At 67.0% G+C, this 18,229-nt stretch carries 16 protein-coding genes; 5 read left to right on the forward strand and 11 right to left on the reverse strand.

All coding sequences use genetic code 11. The features are described from left to right. Positions 1–3: 3 nt before the first annotated feature. Positions 4–663, forward strand: coding sequence for a hypothetical protein (locus ACOI2T_RS03815; protein WP_409502698.1), 660 nt, complete (start codon positions 4–6; stop codon positions 661–663). A gap of 27 nt (positions 664–690) precedes the next feature. On the opposite strand, the gene ACOI2T_RS03820 is transcribed toward ACOI2T_RS03815, so the two are convergent. Further along, positions 691–1,974, reverse strand: coding sequence for an HNH endonuclease (locus ACOI2T_RS03820; protein ID WP_409502699.1), 1,284 nt, complete (start codon positions 1,972–1,974; stop codon positions 691–693). A 62-nt stretch (positions 1,975–2,036) separates the two neighbouring features. Here ACOI2T_RS03820 and ACOI2T_RS03825 point away from each other — a divergent pair, with 62 nt between their 5' ends. After that, entirely contained in the window at positions 2,037–2,546 is a 510-nt protein-coding gene (locus ACOI2T_RS03825; RefSeq protein WP_409502700.1) for an adenylyl-sulfate kinase, read from the forward strand. Positions 2,547–2,557: 11 nt separating this feature from the next. On the opposite strand, the gene ACOI2T_RS03830 is transcribed toward ACOI2T_RS03825, so the two are convergent. Genes ACOI2T_RS03830 through fadD3 form a run of 5 tightly spaced genes read right to left on the reverse strand, consistent with a single transcriptional unit; the run spans position 2,558 to position 8,273 of the window. Next, positions 2,558–3,715 (reverse strand): pyridoxal phosphate-dependent aminotransferase, encoded by a 1,158-nt coding sequence (locus ACOI2T_RS03830; protein ID WP_409502701.1) that lies wholly within the window; start codon positions 3,713–3,715, stop codon positions 2,558–2,560. 10 nt (positions 3,716–3,725) lie between these two features. Continuing rightward, complete coding sequence (gene ipdE2, locus ACOI2T_RS03835; protein WP_409502702.1) at positions 3,726–4,661, reverse strand: acyl-CoA dehydrogenase IpdE2; 936 nt, start codon at positions 4,659–4,661, stop codon at positions 3,726–3,728. Next, positions 4,658–5,614, reverse strand: a complete 957-nt coding sequence (locus ACOI2T_RS03840; RefSeq protein ID WP_409502703.1) for an acyl-CoA dehydrogenase family protein — start codon at positions 5,612–5,614, stop codon at positions 4,658–4,660. The genes ipdE2 and ACOI2T_RS03840 overlap by 4 nt, the downstream gene beginning before the upstream one ends. Continuing rightward, positions 5,611–6,753: an acyl-CoA dehydrogenase family protein gene (locus tag ACOI2T_RS03845; protein WP_409502704.1), complete on the reverse strand. Its 1,143-nt coding sequence runs from the start codon at positions 6,751–6,753 to the stop codon at positions 5,611–5,613. The genes ACOI2T_RS03840 and ACOI2T_RS03845 overlap by 4 nt, the downstream gene beginning before the upstream one ends. Next, entirely contained in the window at positions 6,753–8,273 is a 1,521-nt protein-coding gene (gene fadD3 / locus ACOI2T_RS03850; protein WP_409502705.1) for a 3-((3aS,4S,7aS)-7a-methyl-1,5-dioxo-octahydro-1H-inden-4-yl)propanoate--CoA ligase FadD3, read from the reverse strand. Before fadD3 ends, ACOI2T_RS03845 begins: the two co-directional genes overlap by 1 nt. Before the next feature lie 46 nt (positions 8,274–8,319). On the opposite strand from fadD3, the gene ipdE1 reads away from it, so the two are divergent. After that, positions 8,320–9,468 (forward strand): acyl-CoA dehydrogenase IpdE1, encoded by a 1,149-nt coding sequence (gene ipdE1, locus ACOI2T_RS03855; RefSeq protein WP_409502706.1) that lies wholly within the window; start codon positions 8,320–8,322, stop codon positions 9,466–9,468. Then, entirely contained in the window at positions 9,465–10,253 is a 789-nt protein-coding gene (ipdF, locus tag ACOI2T_RS03860; protein WP_067858578.1) for a (5R,7aS)-5-hydroxy-7a-methyl-1-oxo-2,3,5,6,7,7a-hexahydro-1H-indene-carboxyl-CoA reductase, read from the forward strand. The genes ipdE1 and ipdF overlap by 4 nt, the downstream gene beginning before the upstream one ends. A 36-nt stretch (positions 10,254–10,289) precedes the next feature. On the opposite strand, the gene ACOI2T_RS03865 is transcribed toward ipdF, so the two are convergent. From ACOI2T_RS03865 to ACOI2T_RS03885, 5 genes are read right to left on the reverse strand one after another with little or no spacing between them, the layout of a single operon-like run. After that, positions 10,290–11,423, reverse strand: a complete 1,134-nt coding sequence (locus ACOI2T_RS03865; protein WP_409502707.1) for a VWA domain-containing protein — start codon at positions 11,421–11,423, stop codon at positions 10,290–10,292. After that, positions 11,413–13,599 carry a DUF5682 family protein gene (locus ACOI2T_RS03870; protein ID WP_409502708.1) on the reverse strand — a complete coding sequence of 729 codons (2,187 nt, stop codon included), beginning with the start codon at positions 13,597–13,599 and terminating at the stop codon, positions 11,413–11,415. Before ACOI2T_RS03870 ends, ACOI2T_RS03865 begins: the two co-directional genes overlap by 11 nt. Next, positions 13,596–14,690, reverse strand: a complete 1,095-nt coding sequence (locus ACOI2T_RS03875; protein WP_409502709.1) for an ATP-binding protein — start codon at positions 14,688–14,690, stop codon at positions 13,596–13,598. The genes ACOI2T_RS03870 and ACOI2T_RS03875 overlap by 4 nt, the downstream gene beginning before the upstream one ends. Further along, the gene (locus ACOI2T_RS03880; RefSeq protein ID WP_409502710.1) at positions 14,687–16,138 is read right to left on the reverse strand and encodes a DUF5691 domain-containing protein; all 1,452 of its coding nucleotides are present in this window, start codon (positions 16,136–16,138) and stop codon (positions 14,687–14,689) included. The genes ACOI2T_RS03875 and ACOI2T_RS03880 overlap by 4 nt, the downstream gene beginning before the upstream one ends. Further along, positions 16,135–17,409 (reverse strand): SWIM zinc finger family protein, encoded by a 1,275-nt coding sequence (locus ACOI2T_RS03885; protein ID WP_409502711.1) that lies wholly within the window; start codon positions 17,407–17,409, stop codon positions 16,135–16,137. The genes ACOI2T_RS03880 and ACOI2T_RS03885 overlap by 4 nt, the downstream gene beginning before the upstream one ends. 154 nt (positions 17,410–17,563) lie before the next feature. Between ACOI2T_RS03885 and ACOI2T_RS03890 the strand changes: the two genes are divergently transcribed. After that, positions 17,564–18,229: a response regulator transcription factor gene (locus tag ACOI2T_RS03890; RefSeq protein WP_409502712.1), complete on the forward strand. Its 666-nt coding sequence runs from the start codon at positions 17,564–17,566 to the stop codon at positions 18,227–18,229.

Raw genomic sequence — 18,229 nt, forward strand, 5'->3', positions numbered from 1 at the left:
TTGATGGTTACCGCCGCGATTCTTGCGGTGGCCTTCGTCGTGGCACCGGCCGTGTTGGCCGGCGGCGGATATGGAAGCTTCTACGACAACCAGCCGCTCGTCGACGCGCTCGACAAGAGCTTTGCCGCGTACTGGCGATCGGGGGTACGCACATCAGATCTCCAAGACCTAGTCGACTACTGGTTGTGGTATCACGTCGCCAAGGCCGCGATCGCCGCGGGCCTGCTGGCCGTGCTCGCGGTCCTGTGCCTTCGGTCGCGCAGGACGTGGGGCCGCGCCGTGACGGCAGTGCTCGCCGTGGGCGCGACGATCCTGACAATGGCGAACGTCCAGGGCGCAGCGGCACCGTTCGCCTCGCTGTTGCCGATGCTGTCAGACGAAGCCAGGCAGGCCCATTCCGTTGTCGGTGACGCCCACGAGACCGCACTTGCCGTGATGGTCGGGGACTTCGCCCGATACCACGCCGTATTGGCCGGGCTCGCCGCCCTCGTGGCCGCTGTCCTGATCGTCGTGGTCGCAGTGTGTTTGCGTCGGCGTCTGCCGGTCGGATTCACCGCGTCGACAGCTGCGCTGTCGGCGTTGATGTTGGTCGTCGTCGCGGCCAATGTCACCAACGCTGTCGCGCCCGAGGAGGGCTTGCAGGTCTTCCTCAGCGGCGGGTAGGCGCCCGCGGCGGCGTTACCGGGCGACTTAGGCGGCTTCGAAGGTGACCAGGTCGATGGTGATCTGGTCTTCGATGATGCTTACCGTCGTTCTGATGGGTGGTCCGGGTAGTGGTGGGGCGGTGGAGTGGTAGACCGCGCCGGTGGGTGTGCGGTATTGGGTGGTGTGGTTGCCGTGGGTGTCGGTGGTGGTGACCGACCAGCCGGGTGCTTCTTTGGCGTAGTTGCACGCTTCGCACAGGCCGAGGCCGTTGAGTGCGCTTGTGGGGCCGTCGTGATGTGTGGGGACGGCGTGGTCGTGGTGGCGGATCGGCGCGTCGCAGTACGGGGTGCGACAGGTTTGGTCGCGCAGTTCGAGCAGCCTGGCCAGGCCTTTGGGGAAGATCCGGGCCCGCGACTCCATGGCGAGCAGCTGCGCGCTGTCGGGGTGGCGGTACAGGCGCCGCAGTGTCGCTTTCACCTCGGCGTCGGCGACGGCATCGCCGGTCAGGGTGCGGACGAAACCCGCGGGCACCGGCCCGTAGTCGCCCAGCCATGCGGCTGCGTCGTCGTCGCCGGCCAACGTGGTGTCGGCCATCACGAGGTTGAGGGCGAGCGGTACCGGTTGGGGGGCGGGCCGGCCGGTGACGCGTTCGTAGACGGTGTCGGCCATGATCTGGCCGCGGGTGCGCTCGTCGTAGGTGGTGTCGGCGGCGTTTTTGCAGGCGGCGTAGACCGCGACGGCTCGGGCGACGGGCAACAGCACCGTCACATACGCCATGGTGTCGGGGGCCGGGCGGATCCACACCCCGCGGTCGGCGGCGGCCTTGGCCGCCCGTTCGACGACCGCCGCGGCATCCAGGCGCAGCGCGATCTTGCGGGCCTCGGCCTTGACCCGACTGTTGCCCCAGCCCTGCAGCCGTGTCGGGTCGGCGCACAGTTCGGCATCCAGCCGGCGCCGGTCCTCGACGTCCAGGCAGGCTGATTCGCGCACGATCAGGGTGGCCCGCCATTCCGAGAGCATCCCGGCTTCCAGGGCGGCCAGGGTGTGGGGCATTTCATGGACGAGTGCTTTGGCCAGCCCGAGATACTGGTCGCCTTTCTTGGGTGCCTCGCGCCGCGCCAACGCGACCTCGGCGGCCAAACCCCGTCCGCGTGTGGCGGCCGGGACTCCGTCGGCGGCCTCGCGGGCGCGGCGCTTGGCATCCCACAACGCCGTCGCGCGGGCCTGGGCGGCCGCGAGTGCGGGTTTCAGCAGTTCGTACTTCTCGACCAGGGCGCGCAGCTGTTGCTCCGATGCCCCCGGATCGATGTCGAACAAACTTTCGAACACATGGACGACACTACCCGCACCCACCGACAACTCCCATTCGATGGCGGGCAGACTGCAATCTCATGGTCAGCGAAGCGGTGTTCATCGGCGGGCGTTCGGGAAGCGGCAAGACCAGCGTCGGTTTCGAGGTCCATGCCAAGTTGAGTGCCGCGGGGGTCGCTCATTGCCTCATCGACGGCGACTTCCTCGACATGGCCTATCCGGCGCCGCAGGAACACAACCTCGCTGAACGCAACCTCGCGGCGATGTGGCAGAACTACCGGGAACTGGGTTACCACCGCATGCTCTACACCAACACCGCGAGCGTGCTGCCCGAAGAGATCAAACGACTATCCGCCGCCATCGGCGGCAACCCGAAAATCACCGCAATCCTGCTCACCTGTACCGATGCCACAGCGCGAAAACGTCTGAGGCAACGTGAGATCGGCTCCGCACTCGACCGGCACCTCACGTCCAGCAAAGAGATGAGTGCACGCCTCCAAGCCGGCGGCGACGTGGCTCATCACATCGCCACCGACGATCGCACCGTAGCCGAGATCGCCGCCGACATCATCCGCATCTCGGGATGGTGATCGTTACCCGACTAGGCACCCAGCCAGGGCCCGATCCGGCGCAGTGCCTCTTCGATGTCACTCGTCGGACCGGCGAATGACAGCCGGACGTAGGAGCCGCCGCGGACGGTGTCGAAGTCGATGCCGGGAGCAATCGCAACACCGGTGTCCGCCAACAGTTTCGAGCAGAACGACAGGGAATCGTTGGTGAACTCGCTGACATCGGCGTAGACGTAGAACGCGCCGTCGGTCGGCGCCAGCCGATCGATGCCGATTGCGCGGAGCCCGTCGAGCAGCAGTCGCCGGTTGTCGGCGTAGTGGGCGAGCAGACCTTCAGCCTCGCCGAGCGACTCCGGGGTGAACGCGGCCACCGCGGCGTGCTGGGCCAGTGCGGGCGGGCAGATCGTGAAGTTTCCGGTCAGGCAGTCCACGGCGCGGCGCAGCTCGGCGGGGACCAGCAGCCAGCCGAGCCGCCATCCGGTCATCGCGAAGTACTTCGAAAAACTGTTGACCACCACGGATTTTCGTGAGGTCTCCCACGCACAACTGGTCGCCGGCGCACCCTCGTACACCAAGCCGTGGTAGACCTCGTCGCTGATCAGCCGGACGCCTGACACATCGCACCAGGACGCGATCGCTGCCAGCTCGTCGGGTGGGATCACCGTGCCGGTGGGATTGGCCGGGCTCGCGACGATCACGCCCTGCACGGGCGGATCGAGTTCATCGAGCATGGCCACGGTCGGCTGGAAACGGGTCTCGGCCCCGCACGGAATCTCCACGACCTCACACCCCAGCGCCGTGAGAATGTTGCGGTAACACGGATAACCCGGGCTGGCGATCGCCACCCGATCGCCCACGTCGAAGCACGCGAGGAACGTCAACAAGAATCCACCCGACGATCCGGTGGTGAGCACGACGTCGTCGACGCCGACGTCGACGCCGTACCGGACGCGGTAGGACCCCGCGATCGCCGCGCGCAACTCGGGGATGCCGAGCGCCACCGTGTAGCCCAGCTGATTGCGGTTCAGTGCGGCGACGGCGGCCTCGCGCACCGGTGCGGGCGCCCCGGCGCTGGGCTGCCCGGCCGAGAGATTGACCAGGTCACCGTGCGTGCGCTGGCGATCGGCGGCGGCCAACCACACGTCCATGACATAGAAGGGCGGGATACCGGCGCGCAGCGAAACGTCCATCCCAGCCAGGCTAGAACACCTGGGCTTCGAGCCGGCGCAGATGCTCGCGGGGCGGGCCGAGCAGCTGGGCGCTGCCGTGCGCACGCTTGAAGTAGAGCTGGATGTCGTGTTCCCAGGTGATCGCGATACCGCCGTGCATCTGGACGGCCTCGGCGGTCACCGCGGAGAGTGCTTCGCTGGCGAAGTAGCGGGCGAGCGAGGCCGAGGTGGGCGACGGGTCGGCGATCGAGTCGTGCACGACGGCTCGCGCGGAGGCCACCTTGACGTAGAGGTCGGCCATCCGGTGCTTGAGCGCCTGGAAGCTGCCGATCGGGCGGCCGAACTGCACGCGGTCCTTGGTATACGCGACGGTCAGGTCAAGGCACCTCGACGCGGCGCCGATCTGTTCGGCGGCCATCAACAGTGCGGCGGTGTCGGCGAGGCCGGGATCGGCGCCAAGGGGTGTGGTCTCACCGGGCGTGACGGCAGACAGTCGGCGAGTCAGATCCATCGTCGTCTTGGGCAGGGCGGTGAAAGTGGTCCAGCGAGTGAGGTTTTCCCCATCGGCCGCGATGACGACGTCAGCGATGTCGCCGTTGATGACGTACTCGGGGTCGAACACCACGGCTCCGATGGACGTGCCCTCAACCAATGACTCGAGTGGCTCGGCTTGATCGGTTGCCAGCAGCGCCAACTCGGCGAGCGTGGTCCCGAGCAGCGGCGTGGGGACGAGGGCCTTGCCGAGCTCCTCTAGAACCACTGCGGCGTCGGCGACTTCGCCGCCGGCACCGCCGAGTTCCTCGGGCACCACCAGGGCCGCCGCCCCGACCTGCTCACACAGCAGTTGCCACAACTTCTCGTCGTAGCCGCGTTCGGACTCCATCGCCGCGCGCACCGCCTCCGGTGACGCATGCTTGTCGACCAGCGCGGCGACGGTGTCGCGCAAGAGTTCGCGTTCTTCGCTCACGAGAGGACCTCCAGCAGTCGGCGCCGGTGCAGTGTCGGGTCTCCCCACGCCGAGCGCAGCGCCTGCACACGAAGCAGCAGCAGGGAAAGATCATGCTCTTGCGTGAAGCCGATCGCGCCGTGGGTCTGCAGCGCAGACCGGGCGGCCAGCAGCGCGGCATCGGAAGCCGCGACCTTGGCCGCACTCACGTCGCGTGCCGTATCCGGCGAACCCTCCGCAAGTGACAGCGCCGCACCGTAGACGAGCGGGCGGGCCAACTCGACCGCGATGTGCACGTCGGCGAGCTTGTGCTTGATGGCCTGATACGAGCCGATGATCCGGCCGAACTGGCTGCGCTGCTTGGCATATTCGACGGACTGGTCGAGCATCGCCTGGCCGGCGCCGACGAGCTGAGCGGCCGTGGCCAGCACACCGAACTCGTAGGCGCGTGCGGTGTCGGCCGGCCGGGCGTCACCGGTGGCGTCGACATCGAACAACTTACGGGCGGGATCGACCGAATCGTGCTGTGTACCGGCCGCGCCGTCGCGGACCTCGCCGTCGCCGGCCGCCAGAATGAGGCCGGCGAAGTGAGCGTCGACGGCACGCGGCGCCTGGGGAGGTAGCGCGACGGTGGCGATCAGCTCGCCCGAGGCCAACGCTCCCGAGCGCTCGTCGTCGGCCAACAAGATCGGTGCTACGCCGATGGATTCGGTGACCGGCCCGGGCACCGCCCAGTAGCCCAACCGCTCCAACGCCACGACCGCATCGACCGGATGCGCCTCGATGCCGTCGAACTTCTCGGCCACGAGCAGTGCCGTCACACCGAGGTCGGCCAGCTGTGACCAGACCTTGCGTCCGGGCGCGGTGTCTCCGGCCGCCCAGGCCCGCACGGCAGCCGGAACGTCGGCGGAGCCGAGTGCCGCGTCGATGCTTGCCGCGAAATCGCGCTGCTGTTCGTCTATCTCGAAGTTCACTTGCTCTTCCCTCCAGATTCACGCGGTAGGCCGAGCAATCTCTCTGCGATGATGTTGCGTTGGATTTCGTTGGTACCGGCGTAGATCGGTCCGCCGAGCGCGAACAGCAATCCCTCGGTCCAGGAGTCCATGAGTTCGCCCTCCGCGCCACGCATATCCAGCGCGGTCTGATGCAGTGCGACGTCGAGGTCGGACCAGAACACCTTGGTCACCGATGATTCGGCGCCGAGCTCGCCGCCGTTGGACAGCCGCGTCACGGTGCCGAAGGTGTGCAACCGGTAGGCCTGGGCCTTTATCCATGCGTCGGCGACGCGGTCGGTGAACACCGGGTCCGGGTTGTCTTTCCAGAGCGCCACGAGGCGTTCTGCCGGCGCGAGGAATCGAGCCGGGCTGCGCAGTGACATGCCGCGCTCGTTGCTCGACGTGCTCATCGCCGCGCGCCAGCCGTCGTGCACACCACCGATCACGTCGTTGTCGGGGACGAACACGTCGTCGAGGAAGATCTCGCCGAAGCCGGTGTCACCGCCGAGCTGGGCGATCGGGCGTACGGTGATGCCCTCGGCCTTCAGGTCGAACATGAAGTAGGTCAGGCCCTTGTGGCGCTGGGCTTCTGGGTCCGAGCGGAACAGGCCGAAGCCGCGCTCCCCGAACGGTGCGCGTGAGCTCCAGATCTTCTGGCCGTTGAGCTTCCAGCCGCCATCGACCTTGGTCGCCGTCGACCGCAGCGATGCCAGGTCGCTGCCCGACTCCGGTTCGGACCAGGCCTGGGCCCAGATCTCCTCGCCGCTGGCCATTTTCGGCAGAACCCGATCGAGTTGTTCTTCGGTGCCGTGCGCGAACAGCGTCGGCGCGAGCATCGAGGTGCCGTTGGCGCTTGCCCGGCCCGGTGCACCGGCGCGGAAGTACTCCTCCTCGAACACCACCCATTGCAGCAGGGTCGCGTCGCGGCCGCCGTACTTCTTCGGCCAGGCGATCACCGATAACCCGGCGTCGAAGAGCACCTTGTCCCAACGCCGGTGCTGCTCGAAGCCTTCGAGCGTGTCGTACGACTTCGTCGGGAAGAACTCCCGATTGGCTTCCAGGAACTCACGGACCTCTGCCCGGAAGGCCTCGGTCTCGTCATCGAAACTCAGGTCCATTACACCCTTTCCCGCAGGACCGGCTTGACCACCTTGCCACCTGGATTGCGCGGCAACATGTCAAGAAACTCCACCGATCGCGGCACCTTGAAGTTCGCCAGATGCTCACGCGCATAAGCGATCACAGCTGCCTCGTCGAGTTGCGCCCCGGCCTTGACCACTACGAATGCCTTACCCACTTCACCGAGCCGGTCGTCGGGTACCCCGATCACCGCGGATTCGGCCACGCCGTCCAACCGGGCCAGCACCTGCTCGATCTCTGCCGGGTACACGTTGAACCCGCCGCAGATGTACATGTCCTTGAGGCGGTCGGTGATCGTGAGATTCCCCGCGGCGTCCAACGTGCCGATGTCTCCGGTGTGTAGCCAGCCGTCGGCGTCGATGGCCGCGGCGGTGGCCTCGGGATCGTCGAGGTAACCGAGCATCACGTTGGGTCCGCGTAGCAGCACTTCACCGGAATCGTCAAGCCGCAGTTCGAAATCGGCGATGGGCCGGCCGCACGTGGTCGCGACGGTGACGGCGTCGTCGTCGGGCCGGCACATCGTGCCGAACCCGGCGGCCTCGGTCAGTCCGTAGGCGGTGAGGACGATGTCGATGTCGAGCTCGTTCTGCATGCGCTCGATAAGCACGACCGGGACGACGGCGGCGCCCGTGACCGCGAACCGCAACGAGCTGAGGTCGTAGTCGCCGCGCTTCGGATGGTCGAGCAGAGTCTGGTAGATGGTCGGCGGGCCGGGGAGCACGGTGATGCGTTGCTCGGCAACCGCTTTCATCGCCTGCTCGGGATCGAACGTCAACTGCGGGATCAGCGTCGCGCCCGTCTGCAGGCAGGCCAGGATGCCGGCCTTGTAGCCGAAGTTGTGGAAGAACGGGTTGATGCACAGGTAGCGGTCGGCGCTGGTGACCTGACCGCATTCGGCCCACGCGGCCGACCCGTCGAGCGATTGCCGATGCGCGCACCGCACACCCTTGCTGCGGCCCGTGGTTCCTGAGGTGAACAGGATGTCGGAGACGTCGTCGGGCTGGACGGCCGCGGCGCGCCGGTCGACCTCGTCGAGATCGCTGCCTTGCGCCACGAACTCGTCCCAGGTGCCGTCGTCCTCGTCGATCGGAACCCGCACGACGTGACGCAACGACGGCAGTGCCTCCCGGTCGAGGTCGGCGGTCTTGTCGGCGCCCAGGAACTTGCCGGCCGCGATCAAGAGGGGTGCCGCGGTGCGGGCCAGGATGTCGGTGGCCTCACTGGCCGTGTAGCGCGTGTTGAGTGGCACGACCACGCCGCCGGCGTAGTGCGTGGCCAGGCAGGCCACCACCCAGTGCCACGTGTTCGGCGACCAGATCGCGACGCGGTCGCCGGGCTGCACGCCCAACGCGACCACCGCCGCGGCGGCCTGCCTAACCTCGTCCCGCAGCTGCGAGTAAGTCAGCCTGCGATCGGTGCTGACCAGGGCGTCATGGTCGGAAAACTGCACGGCAATCCGGTCCAGCACCGCTGGAACGGTGCGGCGGGCGCTCGTCATGGTGCTCCTCTAACAAAGCAAGTGCTTGGTAGGTTAGCCTACAAGGGTGATAGAGGTCCAGGAGTTCCGGGCCGAGGTCCGGCAGTGGCTCGCAGACAATCTCGTCGGTGAATTCGCCGCGCTCAAGGGCCTGGGCGGACCGGGTCGTGAGCACGAAGCCTTCGAAGAGCGCCGCGCGTGGAATCGGCATCTGGCCGCCGCCGGTCTGACCTGTCTCGGCTGGCCCGTCGAGCACGGCGGGCGCGGGTTGTCGGTCGCACACCGGGTCGCGTTCTACGAGGAGTACGCGCGCGCCAACGCGCCCGACAAGGTCAACCACCTGGGCGAGGAACTGCTCGGGCCCACGCTCATCGAATACGGCACCCCCGAGCAGCAGCAGCGGTTCCTGCCCAAGATCCTCGACGTCACCGAGTTGTGGAGCCAGGGCTACTCCGAGCCGAATGCAGGCAGTGACTTGGCCAATGTGTCGACGACGGCAGAACTCGTCGGCGACGAATGGGTGATCAACGGCCAGAAGGTATGGACGTCACTGGCCCACTGGGCGCAATGGTGCTTTGTGGTCGCCCGCACCGAGAAGGGCTCAAAGCGCCACGCCGGTCTGTCCTATCTGCTGGTGCCGCTCGATCAGCCCGGGGTTGAGATCCGGCCGATCATCCAGCTGACCGGTGACTCCGAGTTCAACGAGGTGTTCTTCGACGACGCGCGGACCGACGCGTCGTTGGTGGTCGGTCAGCCCGGCGACGGCTGGCGAGTGGCCATGGGCACGCTCACGTTCGAACGCGGCGTGTCGACGCTCGGTCAACAGATCCGCTATGCGCGTGAGCATTCCAACCTGGTCGAGCTCGCGAAGCGTACCGGCGCGGCCGACGATCCGCTGATCCGTCAGCGGCTGACCGAGTCCTGGACCGGCCTGAAGGCCATGCGGTCCTATGCATTGGCGACCATGGACGTCGAGCAGCCCGGTCAGGACAACGTGTCCAAACTGCTGTGGGCCAACTGGCATCGCGAGCTCGGCGAGATCGCGATGGACGTGCAGGGCATGGCCGGGTTGACACTGCCCGAGGGCGAGTTCGACGAATGGCAGCGGCTGTACCTCTTCTCGCGTTCGGACACCATCTACGGCGGCTCGAACGAAATTCAGCGCAACATCATCGCCGAGCGCGTGCTCGGCCTACCTCGGGAAGCTAAGGGATGAACCTCTCGGAAGTTCCGAAAGAGATTGACGGGCACGGACTCCTGACCGGCAAGGTGGTCCTGGTGACCGCCGCGGCAGGCACCGGCATCGGCTCGACGACCGCGCGGCGCGCCCTTCTCGAAGGCGCCGACGTCGTGGTGTCCGATTACCACGAGCGCCGCCTGGGGGAGACCCGCGACGAACTCGCGGGCCTCGGTCTGGGGCGCGTCGAGTCGGTGGTGTGCGACGTAACCTCGACCGAAGCCGTCGACGCGCTGATCAGTGAGACCGTCGCGAAGGCCGGCCGGCTGGATGTGCTGGTCAACAACGCGGGCCTCGGCGGTCAGACGCCGGTGATCGACATGACCGACGACGAGTGGGACCGCGTCCTCAACGTCACGCTCACCTCGGTCATGCGCGCAACCCGCGCGGCGCTGCGTTACTTCCGCGACGTCGACCACGGTGGCGTCATCGTCAACAACGCGAGCGTATTGGGCTGGCGTGCACAGCATTCGCAGTCCCACTACGCCGCCGCGAAGGCCGGCGTGATGGCATTGACGCGGTGCAGCGCGATCGAAGCCGTCGACTACGGGGTGCGGATCAACGCGGTGTCGCCGAGCATCGCGCGGCACAAGTTCCTGGAGAAGACGTCGTCGGCTGAGTTGCTGGATCAGTTGGCGTCGGACGAGGCATTCGGCCGTGCCGCCGAGCCATGGGAGGTCGCTGCCACCATCGCGTTCCTGGCCAGCGACTACTCCAGTTATCTGACCGGTGAAGTGATCTCGGTGTCGAGTCAGCGGGCCTGAGGTTCTCGTTCGCCGGGCCCCGTCCCTCTGCGGCGACTATGACATGCCGCGCTCGGCGAGCCCGGCGCGATCCGCCCAGCCGCGAATGTCTCCCTTGTTGATGGCTAGCGCCAGCAGTTCGGGGAAGGCGTCGGGCGTACAGGCGAACGCCGGGATCTCCATCGCCGCGAGATCGGCGGCGATCTCGCGATCGAACGACGGTGCGCCGGAATCGGACAGGGCCAGCAACACGATGACCTGGACCCCGGCGTCGGTGAGTTGTTTGACGCGCGCGAGCATTTCGTCGCGGATGCCGCCCTCGTACAGATCGGAGATCAGCACGAAGATACTGTCGGCCGGACGAGTGATGAGACTCTGGCAGTACGCGATAGCCCGGTTGATGTCGGTGCCGCCACCCAACTGGGTTGAGAACAAGACGTCCACCGGATCGTCGAGCAGATCGGTGAGATCGACGACTTCGGTGTCGAACACCACCAGCGACGTGCGCAGGGACCGCATCGACGCGATGACGGCGCCGAACACTGCCGAGTACACGATCGATTCGCCCATGGATCCGGATTGGTCGATCGCCAACACGACGTCCTTGGTCATCGATCGGCCCGCACGGCGGTATCCGACGAGCCGCTCCGGGATGATCGTGTTCAGTTCGGGCTGAAACGTTTTCAGGTTCCGCGCAATCGTTCGGTTCCAGTCGATGTCGGCAGTGAGTGGCCGGTTGGTCCGGGCGCTGCGGGACAGCGCACCGCGCAGTGCGGCGCGCGTACCGTCGGCCACGCGTCGCTCAATGTCCTCGACCACCCGGCGCACCAAGGCTCGGGCGGACGATTTCGACTCGTCGGGGATTGCCTCGCCCAAGCTGATGAGTGTGGTCGCCAGTGACAGGTCGGGGATGATGCTCTCCATCATCTCGGGCTCCAGCAAGAGCGTCCGTAGATTCAGGCGTTCGATCGCATCCTGTTGCATGACCTGAACCACGGTGCTGGGAAAGTACTTCCGGATATCGCCGAGCCAGCGAGCCACCTTGGGCGCCGAGCCACCGAGCCCGCCCTTGCGGTCGTACAGCGCGGCCAGCGCCTTGTCCATCTCGACGTCGTCCGCACTGAGTTTGGGCAACGCATCGGCATCAGACCCCAGCACCAGGCGCCAGCGGCGGTTACGTTCATCGGTCACGGTCGACACTCCCCGCGAAGATCGCTGCCGCAGCAAGCACGGCCGGGCGGGCACGGTCGGCGTCGATGCCGAACTGAGCGCGCGGCGCCGCACCTGCGGTGCTCACCGCATGCCCGATGTTGCGTTTGATGCCCGCGTCGAAGGTGCTGAAGGTGCGACGTACGAGGGGCAGCACATCCGTGAACTCGTCGACGGACAAGCCGGTCAGCCATTCGTCGATGACGCCGAGGAGTTCGACGTCGTGAACGAGCAACAGCCCGCTGCCAGACAGGAAACCCTCGATCCACGCCGACTTCTCCTCAGCCGTCGCGCCGACGCTCAGGGCCCGGCGCATACGTACCGCCGCCTCGGTGTTGCTGAAAACCCCGCCGTCGACACAGATCCGGACGAACCGGCCAACCAGACTGCCGTGCAGATCGCCCCGATCGGCCAAGCGCGCGATCGTGGTCAACCACTCGGCACGGACCTGCGACTCGAGCAGGTCGACGGTCTCGGTGACCGCGTTGACGTGAGTCAGCATCTCGGCCGACGCATCGGGGCCCAGGCCGGTGAGTGTGGCGGGCAAACCTACATTCACGCGACGAAGCAAGGATGTGGTGACCACGCCCAGTGCGCCCGCGTCGGTGCGGCGCACATCGCCGTAGCGCAACGACCGGGCCAGCGCGGGCAGCGCGGCCATGAGCTCGGTGAGATCGCGGTCCACCGCGGCCTTGTTCTCGAGAACAGTGAGCAGTTGTGATACCGCATCGTCGACACCGCCGAGCAGCGCGGCTTCGATGGCCGCGGTGACCTGGCCCAGATGTGTGGCGTTGTCGGCCTTGTCGGTCAGTTTGGCCCTACAAGCGCGATAGACGGTGTTGCCCCATACCGAGGACACGATGATCTGCACGGCGAACTCGGGTTGCCACTGCAATACCCAGGCTTCTTTGAAGGTTCCCTGTCCACCGATGTCGTCAGGCTCCCCCCACGGTATATCAAGGATTGAAAGGCAATGCAGCAGCTGTGATTTGGCCAGATCGTTCGGCTTGCGCAGATCGAGCGTCACCTGTCTGGCGGTGGCATCGGGCTTGAGCCGCAACGATTTCTGCCGCTTGGTGATGTCGGCCGACAACGGCACCATCGGCAGATGTTCGGGGATGCTGCCGAGCTTCTCACCCACCACCAGCTCACGCAGGATGAGCCCGAATCTGGCGTCCGACCCCTCGCACAGCACGGCCTCGGTGGCTTCGTTGACCTCACTGAGGCCGGGGTGGGCACGTCCACGCATCGCCGCAAGCGCATTGGCGAGCCGGACCCCCTCGATGACGTGGGCCGAGGATACGAAGATGTCGCGGTCGCGCAGCGCACGGGCGGCCAGGGTGAGCCAGGTTTCCACGGGGCGGTCCCGCTCGGCGAACACATGCTGGTACCAGCCCGGCGAGCGCACGCCCGCGCCGTAGCCCGATGCGGCGGCAAGGCGTGAATGCGTCCACGGCACCCATACGACAGCGGATTTGACCTTGGGTAAGCCGCGCAACAGCGCCGAATCAGCTGTCGCGGCAGGGAACTTCCCGGTCAGCGCGGGTGCGTGCCAGGCACCGCAGACGATGACGACCGATGCGTACTCCTTTACCGCCTTGCGAATCACCTGGCGCATGTAGGCTTCGCGCTGACGTTCCACCTTGTCGTCGTGACCGGGCTCGAGCTCGCGCACCGTCCGCATGGCCTCGGTGATGGCCTCGAATCCGGTGCCGTCGGTGCGTGATTCGACGACGTCGTCCCACCACCGTTCGGGGTCGTCGTAACCCGCTGCCTCGGCGAGTGCGGCGATCGGATCGACACGCACGCGGGAAGGTTCGCCGTGACGCTCGTCGCGTTGCGCGAGCACGGTCGCGGCAGGCAGGTCGCAGAACCGTACGGGCACACGATGGCTTGCCGCCCATCGCATGGCCTGCCACTCGGGGGAGAACTCGCCGAACGGCCAGAACGCCGAGATCGCCGGGTCATCGACCGCGTAGGCCATGATCGCGACGGGCGGCACCATGTCGGCGTCGGCGACGTCACCGGTGAGGCGGTCCGCGTCGGCAGGGCCTTCGATCAACACGACGTCGGGCTGGATCCGGTCGAGTTCGGACAGCACCGCGCGAGCCGACCCGGGCCCGTGGTGGCGAATGCCGAGAACGTGGGTTTCAGTCACGAGTTCAGCACGTCGCGCGACGCTCGATAGAAGTCGGCCCAGCCGTCGCGTTCGCGGACCACGGCCTCCAGGTACTCCAGCCAGACGACCGCGTCGTTGACGGGATCCTTGACCACCGCACCGACGATGCCCGCCGCGGTATCGGCAGGCCGCAGGATGCCGTCGCCGAAGTGCGCCGACATCGCGATACCTTGCGTGACGACGGATATCGCCTCGGCGGTCGACAGGGTTCCCGATGGCTGCTTGAGCTTGTTGCGTCCATCGGCCGTCAAACCGGAGCGCAGCTCGCGGAAAACCGTGACCACGCGGCGAATCTCGTCGGCCGACGTCGGTACCTCGGGCAGCCGCAACGATCCGCTGATGTCGGCCACCCGGCGCGTCACGATCTCCACCTCGTCGTCGAGCGTGGCGGGCAGCGGGAGCACCACGGTGTTGAACCGCCGCCGCAACGCCGAGGACAGCTCGTTGATACCGCGGTCACGATCGTTGGCTGTCGCGATGACGTTGAAGCCGTGGCTCGCCTGCACTTCGGTGCCGAGCTCGGGTATCGGCAAGGTCTTTTCGGACAGAACCGTGATGAGCGCGTCCTGCACCTCTGAGGGGATACGGGTGAGTTCTTCCAGACGCGCGATCTTCCCGTCACGCATCGCGGTCATGATCGGCGACGGGACGAGCGCCTGTTCCGACGGACCTTCGGCCAGTAGCCGGGCGTAGTTCCAGCCGTACCGCACCGACTCTTCGACGGTGCCCGCGGTGCCCTGGACAAGCAGCGTCGAATCGCCCGACACCGCGGCCGCCAGATGTTCGGAAACCCATGTTTTGGCAGTGCCGGGCACACCGAGCAGCAGCAACGCGCGGTCGGTGGCCAACGTCGCGACCGCCACTTCGACGAGGCGGCGCTGGCCGATGTACTTCGGTGTGATCGGCACTCCGCCAACGGTTTCCCCGCCCAGCAGGTAACGCACGACCGCGTGCGGTGACATCGACCAGTTCGGCGGGACGGGTTTGTCGTCGGCCGCGCGCAGCACGTCGATCTCAGCGGCGAACAATTGCTCGGCGTGTGGCCGCAGTAGGGCAGACGCTTGGGTCATGGCAGTTCCTTTGCAATGTCGATTCGCAGGGTGAGAAGTTCGAACACCGTCGCGCAGAACCGGTGCAGTTCCTCGTCGGTCGTGCGGTCGACCAGATCGGCGAACCGCCCATGCCAGTCGAGCGGATAGCCGGCCGCGAGATGGGCCGCTGCCTCGCGGCGCTGCCGCTGCGTGCCCCACCCCGCGCCGGTGAGAGACGCGAACAGGGCCTCGGCCACCAGCGGATCGAACGGGCGAGGCAGCCCGGCGACGATCTGGGCGAGCGGGGCACCTTCCGCAACGTTGGTGACCGCGCGAATCAGCTCGGCGGTGATCGCGGGATGTGCTGTCGCCGGCGTGTAGTGGCTCGGGTAGTCGGCGGGTAGGCAGCGCTGTAGGAGCGGCACTGCCCAGCGTGGATCGTTGCCCCGCAACGCGCTCACGGTGATCGCTCTGAGGAGGGCGTCGCCGCTCACGGCGCGAACCATTTTCTCTGGCCCGACCGATCCGAAGAACTCATCCCAGAACGAGATCGGAGTGCGTTCGACGACGGCGTCGGGTTGATTGGTGGTGAGTCCGTCGCGAATGGCCGCGGCGTCGGGTTCAGGTAGTTCGTTCGCGGTGATCTTGACTCCGAGCACGGATTTCTTCACCGAGAAGACCTGCGCTGCACGCTCTTTCATGCGTTCCAGGTAGCGGCTGCGGTTGCGGTTGCCGAGGACGGCGATCGCGGCCGACCGCACACCGCCGGCCCGGTCGTCCAAGGCCGACTCCAGGAACGGTTCGTCGCTTTCGTGTTCGGGTGTCGCGAACGCTTGCAGCAACAGCGCGCGGGATTCGGCGTCTTCGGCATCCCAGTGCGCCATGACGACTTCGCGGGCCCGGTCGGGGTCGATGTGGCGCGCCGCAGCGACCCAATGCAGGCGTTTGGCGGTGTCGCCGTGGGTGAACTCCGCCTCATCGGGCCATCCGTCGCCGGGCACAGGCATGACGTGTCGCAGTGCGCGGTGTTTGCGACCGTAGTGCTCGAAGGCGTACCACTGACCGGCGGAACCGATCGCCGCCCAGAGTTCCGGTGTCACACCGGCACTCTGGTGTAGCCGGAGCAGTTCGGGAATCAGCCGCGGTGGCAGGCGCAGACCGGCCGCGGCGATGTCGGCGATGACACCGTCGAGTACGGGCCGGACACTCACGGCCCGTTCGATGAGGAACGCGTGGGTTTCGGTGATGAGCGGGCGGGTCTCGGGCGGTGCGGCATCGGTGTTGGGCTTGACGTGTTCAGGAAGTTGCCCGGCCCGTCTGGCGACGGCATATAACCCGGCGATGCGAAGCACCGATCCGATCGGATCGTCGGCGTCGCACACCGTCGCCGCGCTGGTGTCGACCGGCGCGTCGAATACCGCCTCGGGCAAGGGTTTAGCGCCGAGGCCCACGGTCGCCGCGGAAATGATCCGCTGATAGTCGCTCACAGTGCACTCACCACGAGACCGGCCGCGTTCAGCGTCGACAGCGGATCGACGCCCTGGATGCCGATTTCCACCAGCATCGGGTGGAGCTGCCCGCCGGTCGCGGCCTGCAGGCGAGCCCACCGATCGTCGTCACACACGGCCGGTAGGGCGTGGTCGTCGGCGTCCACCAGATACCGGCGCTTCGGCTTGCCATGTTGTACCGGCCGGGCGGTCACGACGGCGGGGTACCGCACCAGCCACGGATCGACCGTCATCGCGCGGGCCCGGCCGGCCAGTGCCTCGGATAGGAGGGTTCCGGCGATGTCGATCTCCTGGATGGAGACCGTCGGCACATCGCCGTCCGGGATCGCGACACGAAAGCTCGACGGACCGCCGGGATAGAAGTAGACGCCACCGGTGAACTCGCGTCCCGGTGTCAGCCGGGTGTCGAAGCTCGCGCCGCTGGGCGCGGTCGACTGGACATTGACCAGCAGGCCGGTTTGTCTGCCGCTCAACCACATTCGCCGCGTGGTGTAGCGCTCCTCGAGTGTTTCGGCGTAGCCGAGCACCTGCCAGGTATCGCTGACCGGATCGGTGGCGAGCACCTCGGCCCTCGACACCGTGAAGCCGATGTGGCGGCGCACCGCGGCCGAGGTCTCCGGTGACAACGTTGCGATGCTGCGATAGGCGTCGATGAGCAATCGCATCAGACCGAGTTCTTCGATGATCATCCGCGGCCACTCGTCGTGCGTGAGCAGCGCCGGAAGGCTGCGCAACCACCGCGCCAATCCGGGCGCCTTCGCGTCGATCATGCGTTTGGCGATCGGTTCGGTCCACCCGTACGGGTCGGTGCTGATGCCGGCGATACCGTTGCGGACCTGATCTTCGATCCACAGATTCAGCTGGTCGAGACCCTCGGCGACACTGCGCTCGCGGGCGGCGATGGTCTTCGCGCTGACTTCGCGCGGGGCCTTGGGTGCGGGGGCCTCGGGCGCCGGAGCGTCGGGTGCCGCGTCGACGTTGCCGCCGGACCACCGCAGTACGAGTCCGACGACGTGCTTGCACGGGAACTGCCGCGACGGGCACGTGCACTTGTACGTTTCGCCCACCAGGTTGATCTGGACCCGGTACGGAGTGCGCCCGCTGCCCTGGAAATCTCCCCACAGCAACGTCTGGGTGGCGCCGGTGTTGGACCAACCGGCAGCTCCGGCCAGCTTCTGACCGGCGGCATAGGCCTTGCCGGCGAACTGGCGTACCTCGTCGGTGGACCATCCAGCAGTTTGCTGATCCACCCGTGATCCTTCCGCTGCGTGCTGACCCAGGCCAGCGTAACGAGATCCGCCGACGTGTGTGCACAGCAAAGACCTGGGCCGGCGGGTCGATCTCCACGGGATCTTCACAATCGCTGCCCGAAAGCACCACAACCAGCCCTTACAGTTTTGAGGTGTGAGGCGAATCCTGGTGGTTGACGACGAGCCGACCATCCTGGCCGCGGTGGCCACGAGGCTGCGGGCCGAGGAATTCGCGGTCGATACCGCCGTCGACGGCCCGTCGGCGGTAGCAACGGCGGCCGCCACCGGCCCCGACCTCGTTGTGCTCGACGTCATGCTGCCCGGTTTCGACGGGCTTGAGGTGTGCCGGCGGATCCAGGCGCAGCGTCCGGTTCCGGTGCTCATGCTGACCGCTCGCACCGACGAGACCGACATGCTGATCGGGCTCGGCGTCGGCGCCGACGACTACCTGACCAAACCGTTCAGCATGCGCGAACTCGTCGCGCGGGTTCGGGTCCTGCTCCGCCGGGTGGAGCGGGCCGGCGGCCAGCAGCCCCTCACCGTCGGTGACTACCGCATCGATCTCGCCGAGCGCAGGGTTCACCAGGGTGAGGATGAAATTCACCTGACCCGAACGGAGTTCGACCTGTTGGCGTTCCTGGCGGGCCGGCCGCGGGCGGCGGTTGCCCGGGAGACGCTGCTCGAGCACGTCTGGGGTTGGGCGTCCGAGGTCGAGACCAGAACCGTCGACAGCCATGTCAAGGCGCTGCGCCGCAAGCTCGGATCGGAGTTGATCCGAACTGTGCACGGTGTGGGCTATGCCCTGGAGGTGCCCCGATGA

This window comes from Mycolicibacterium wolinskyi str. Jessa 2025 (assembly GCF_049241375.1).
Lineage (GTDB): Bacteria > Actinomycetota > Actinomycetes > Mycobacteriales > Mycobacteriaceae > Mycobacterium > Mycobacterium wolinskyi.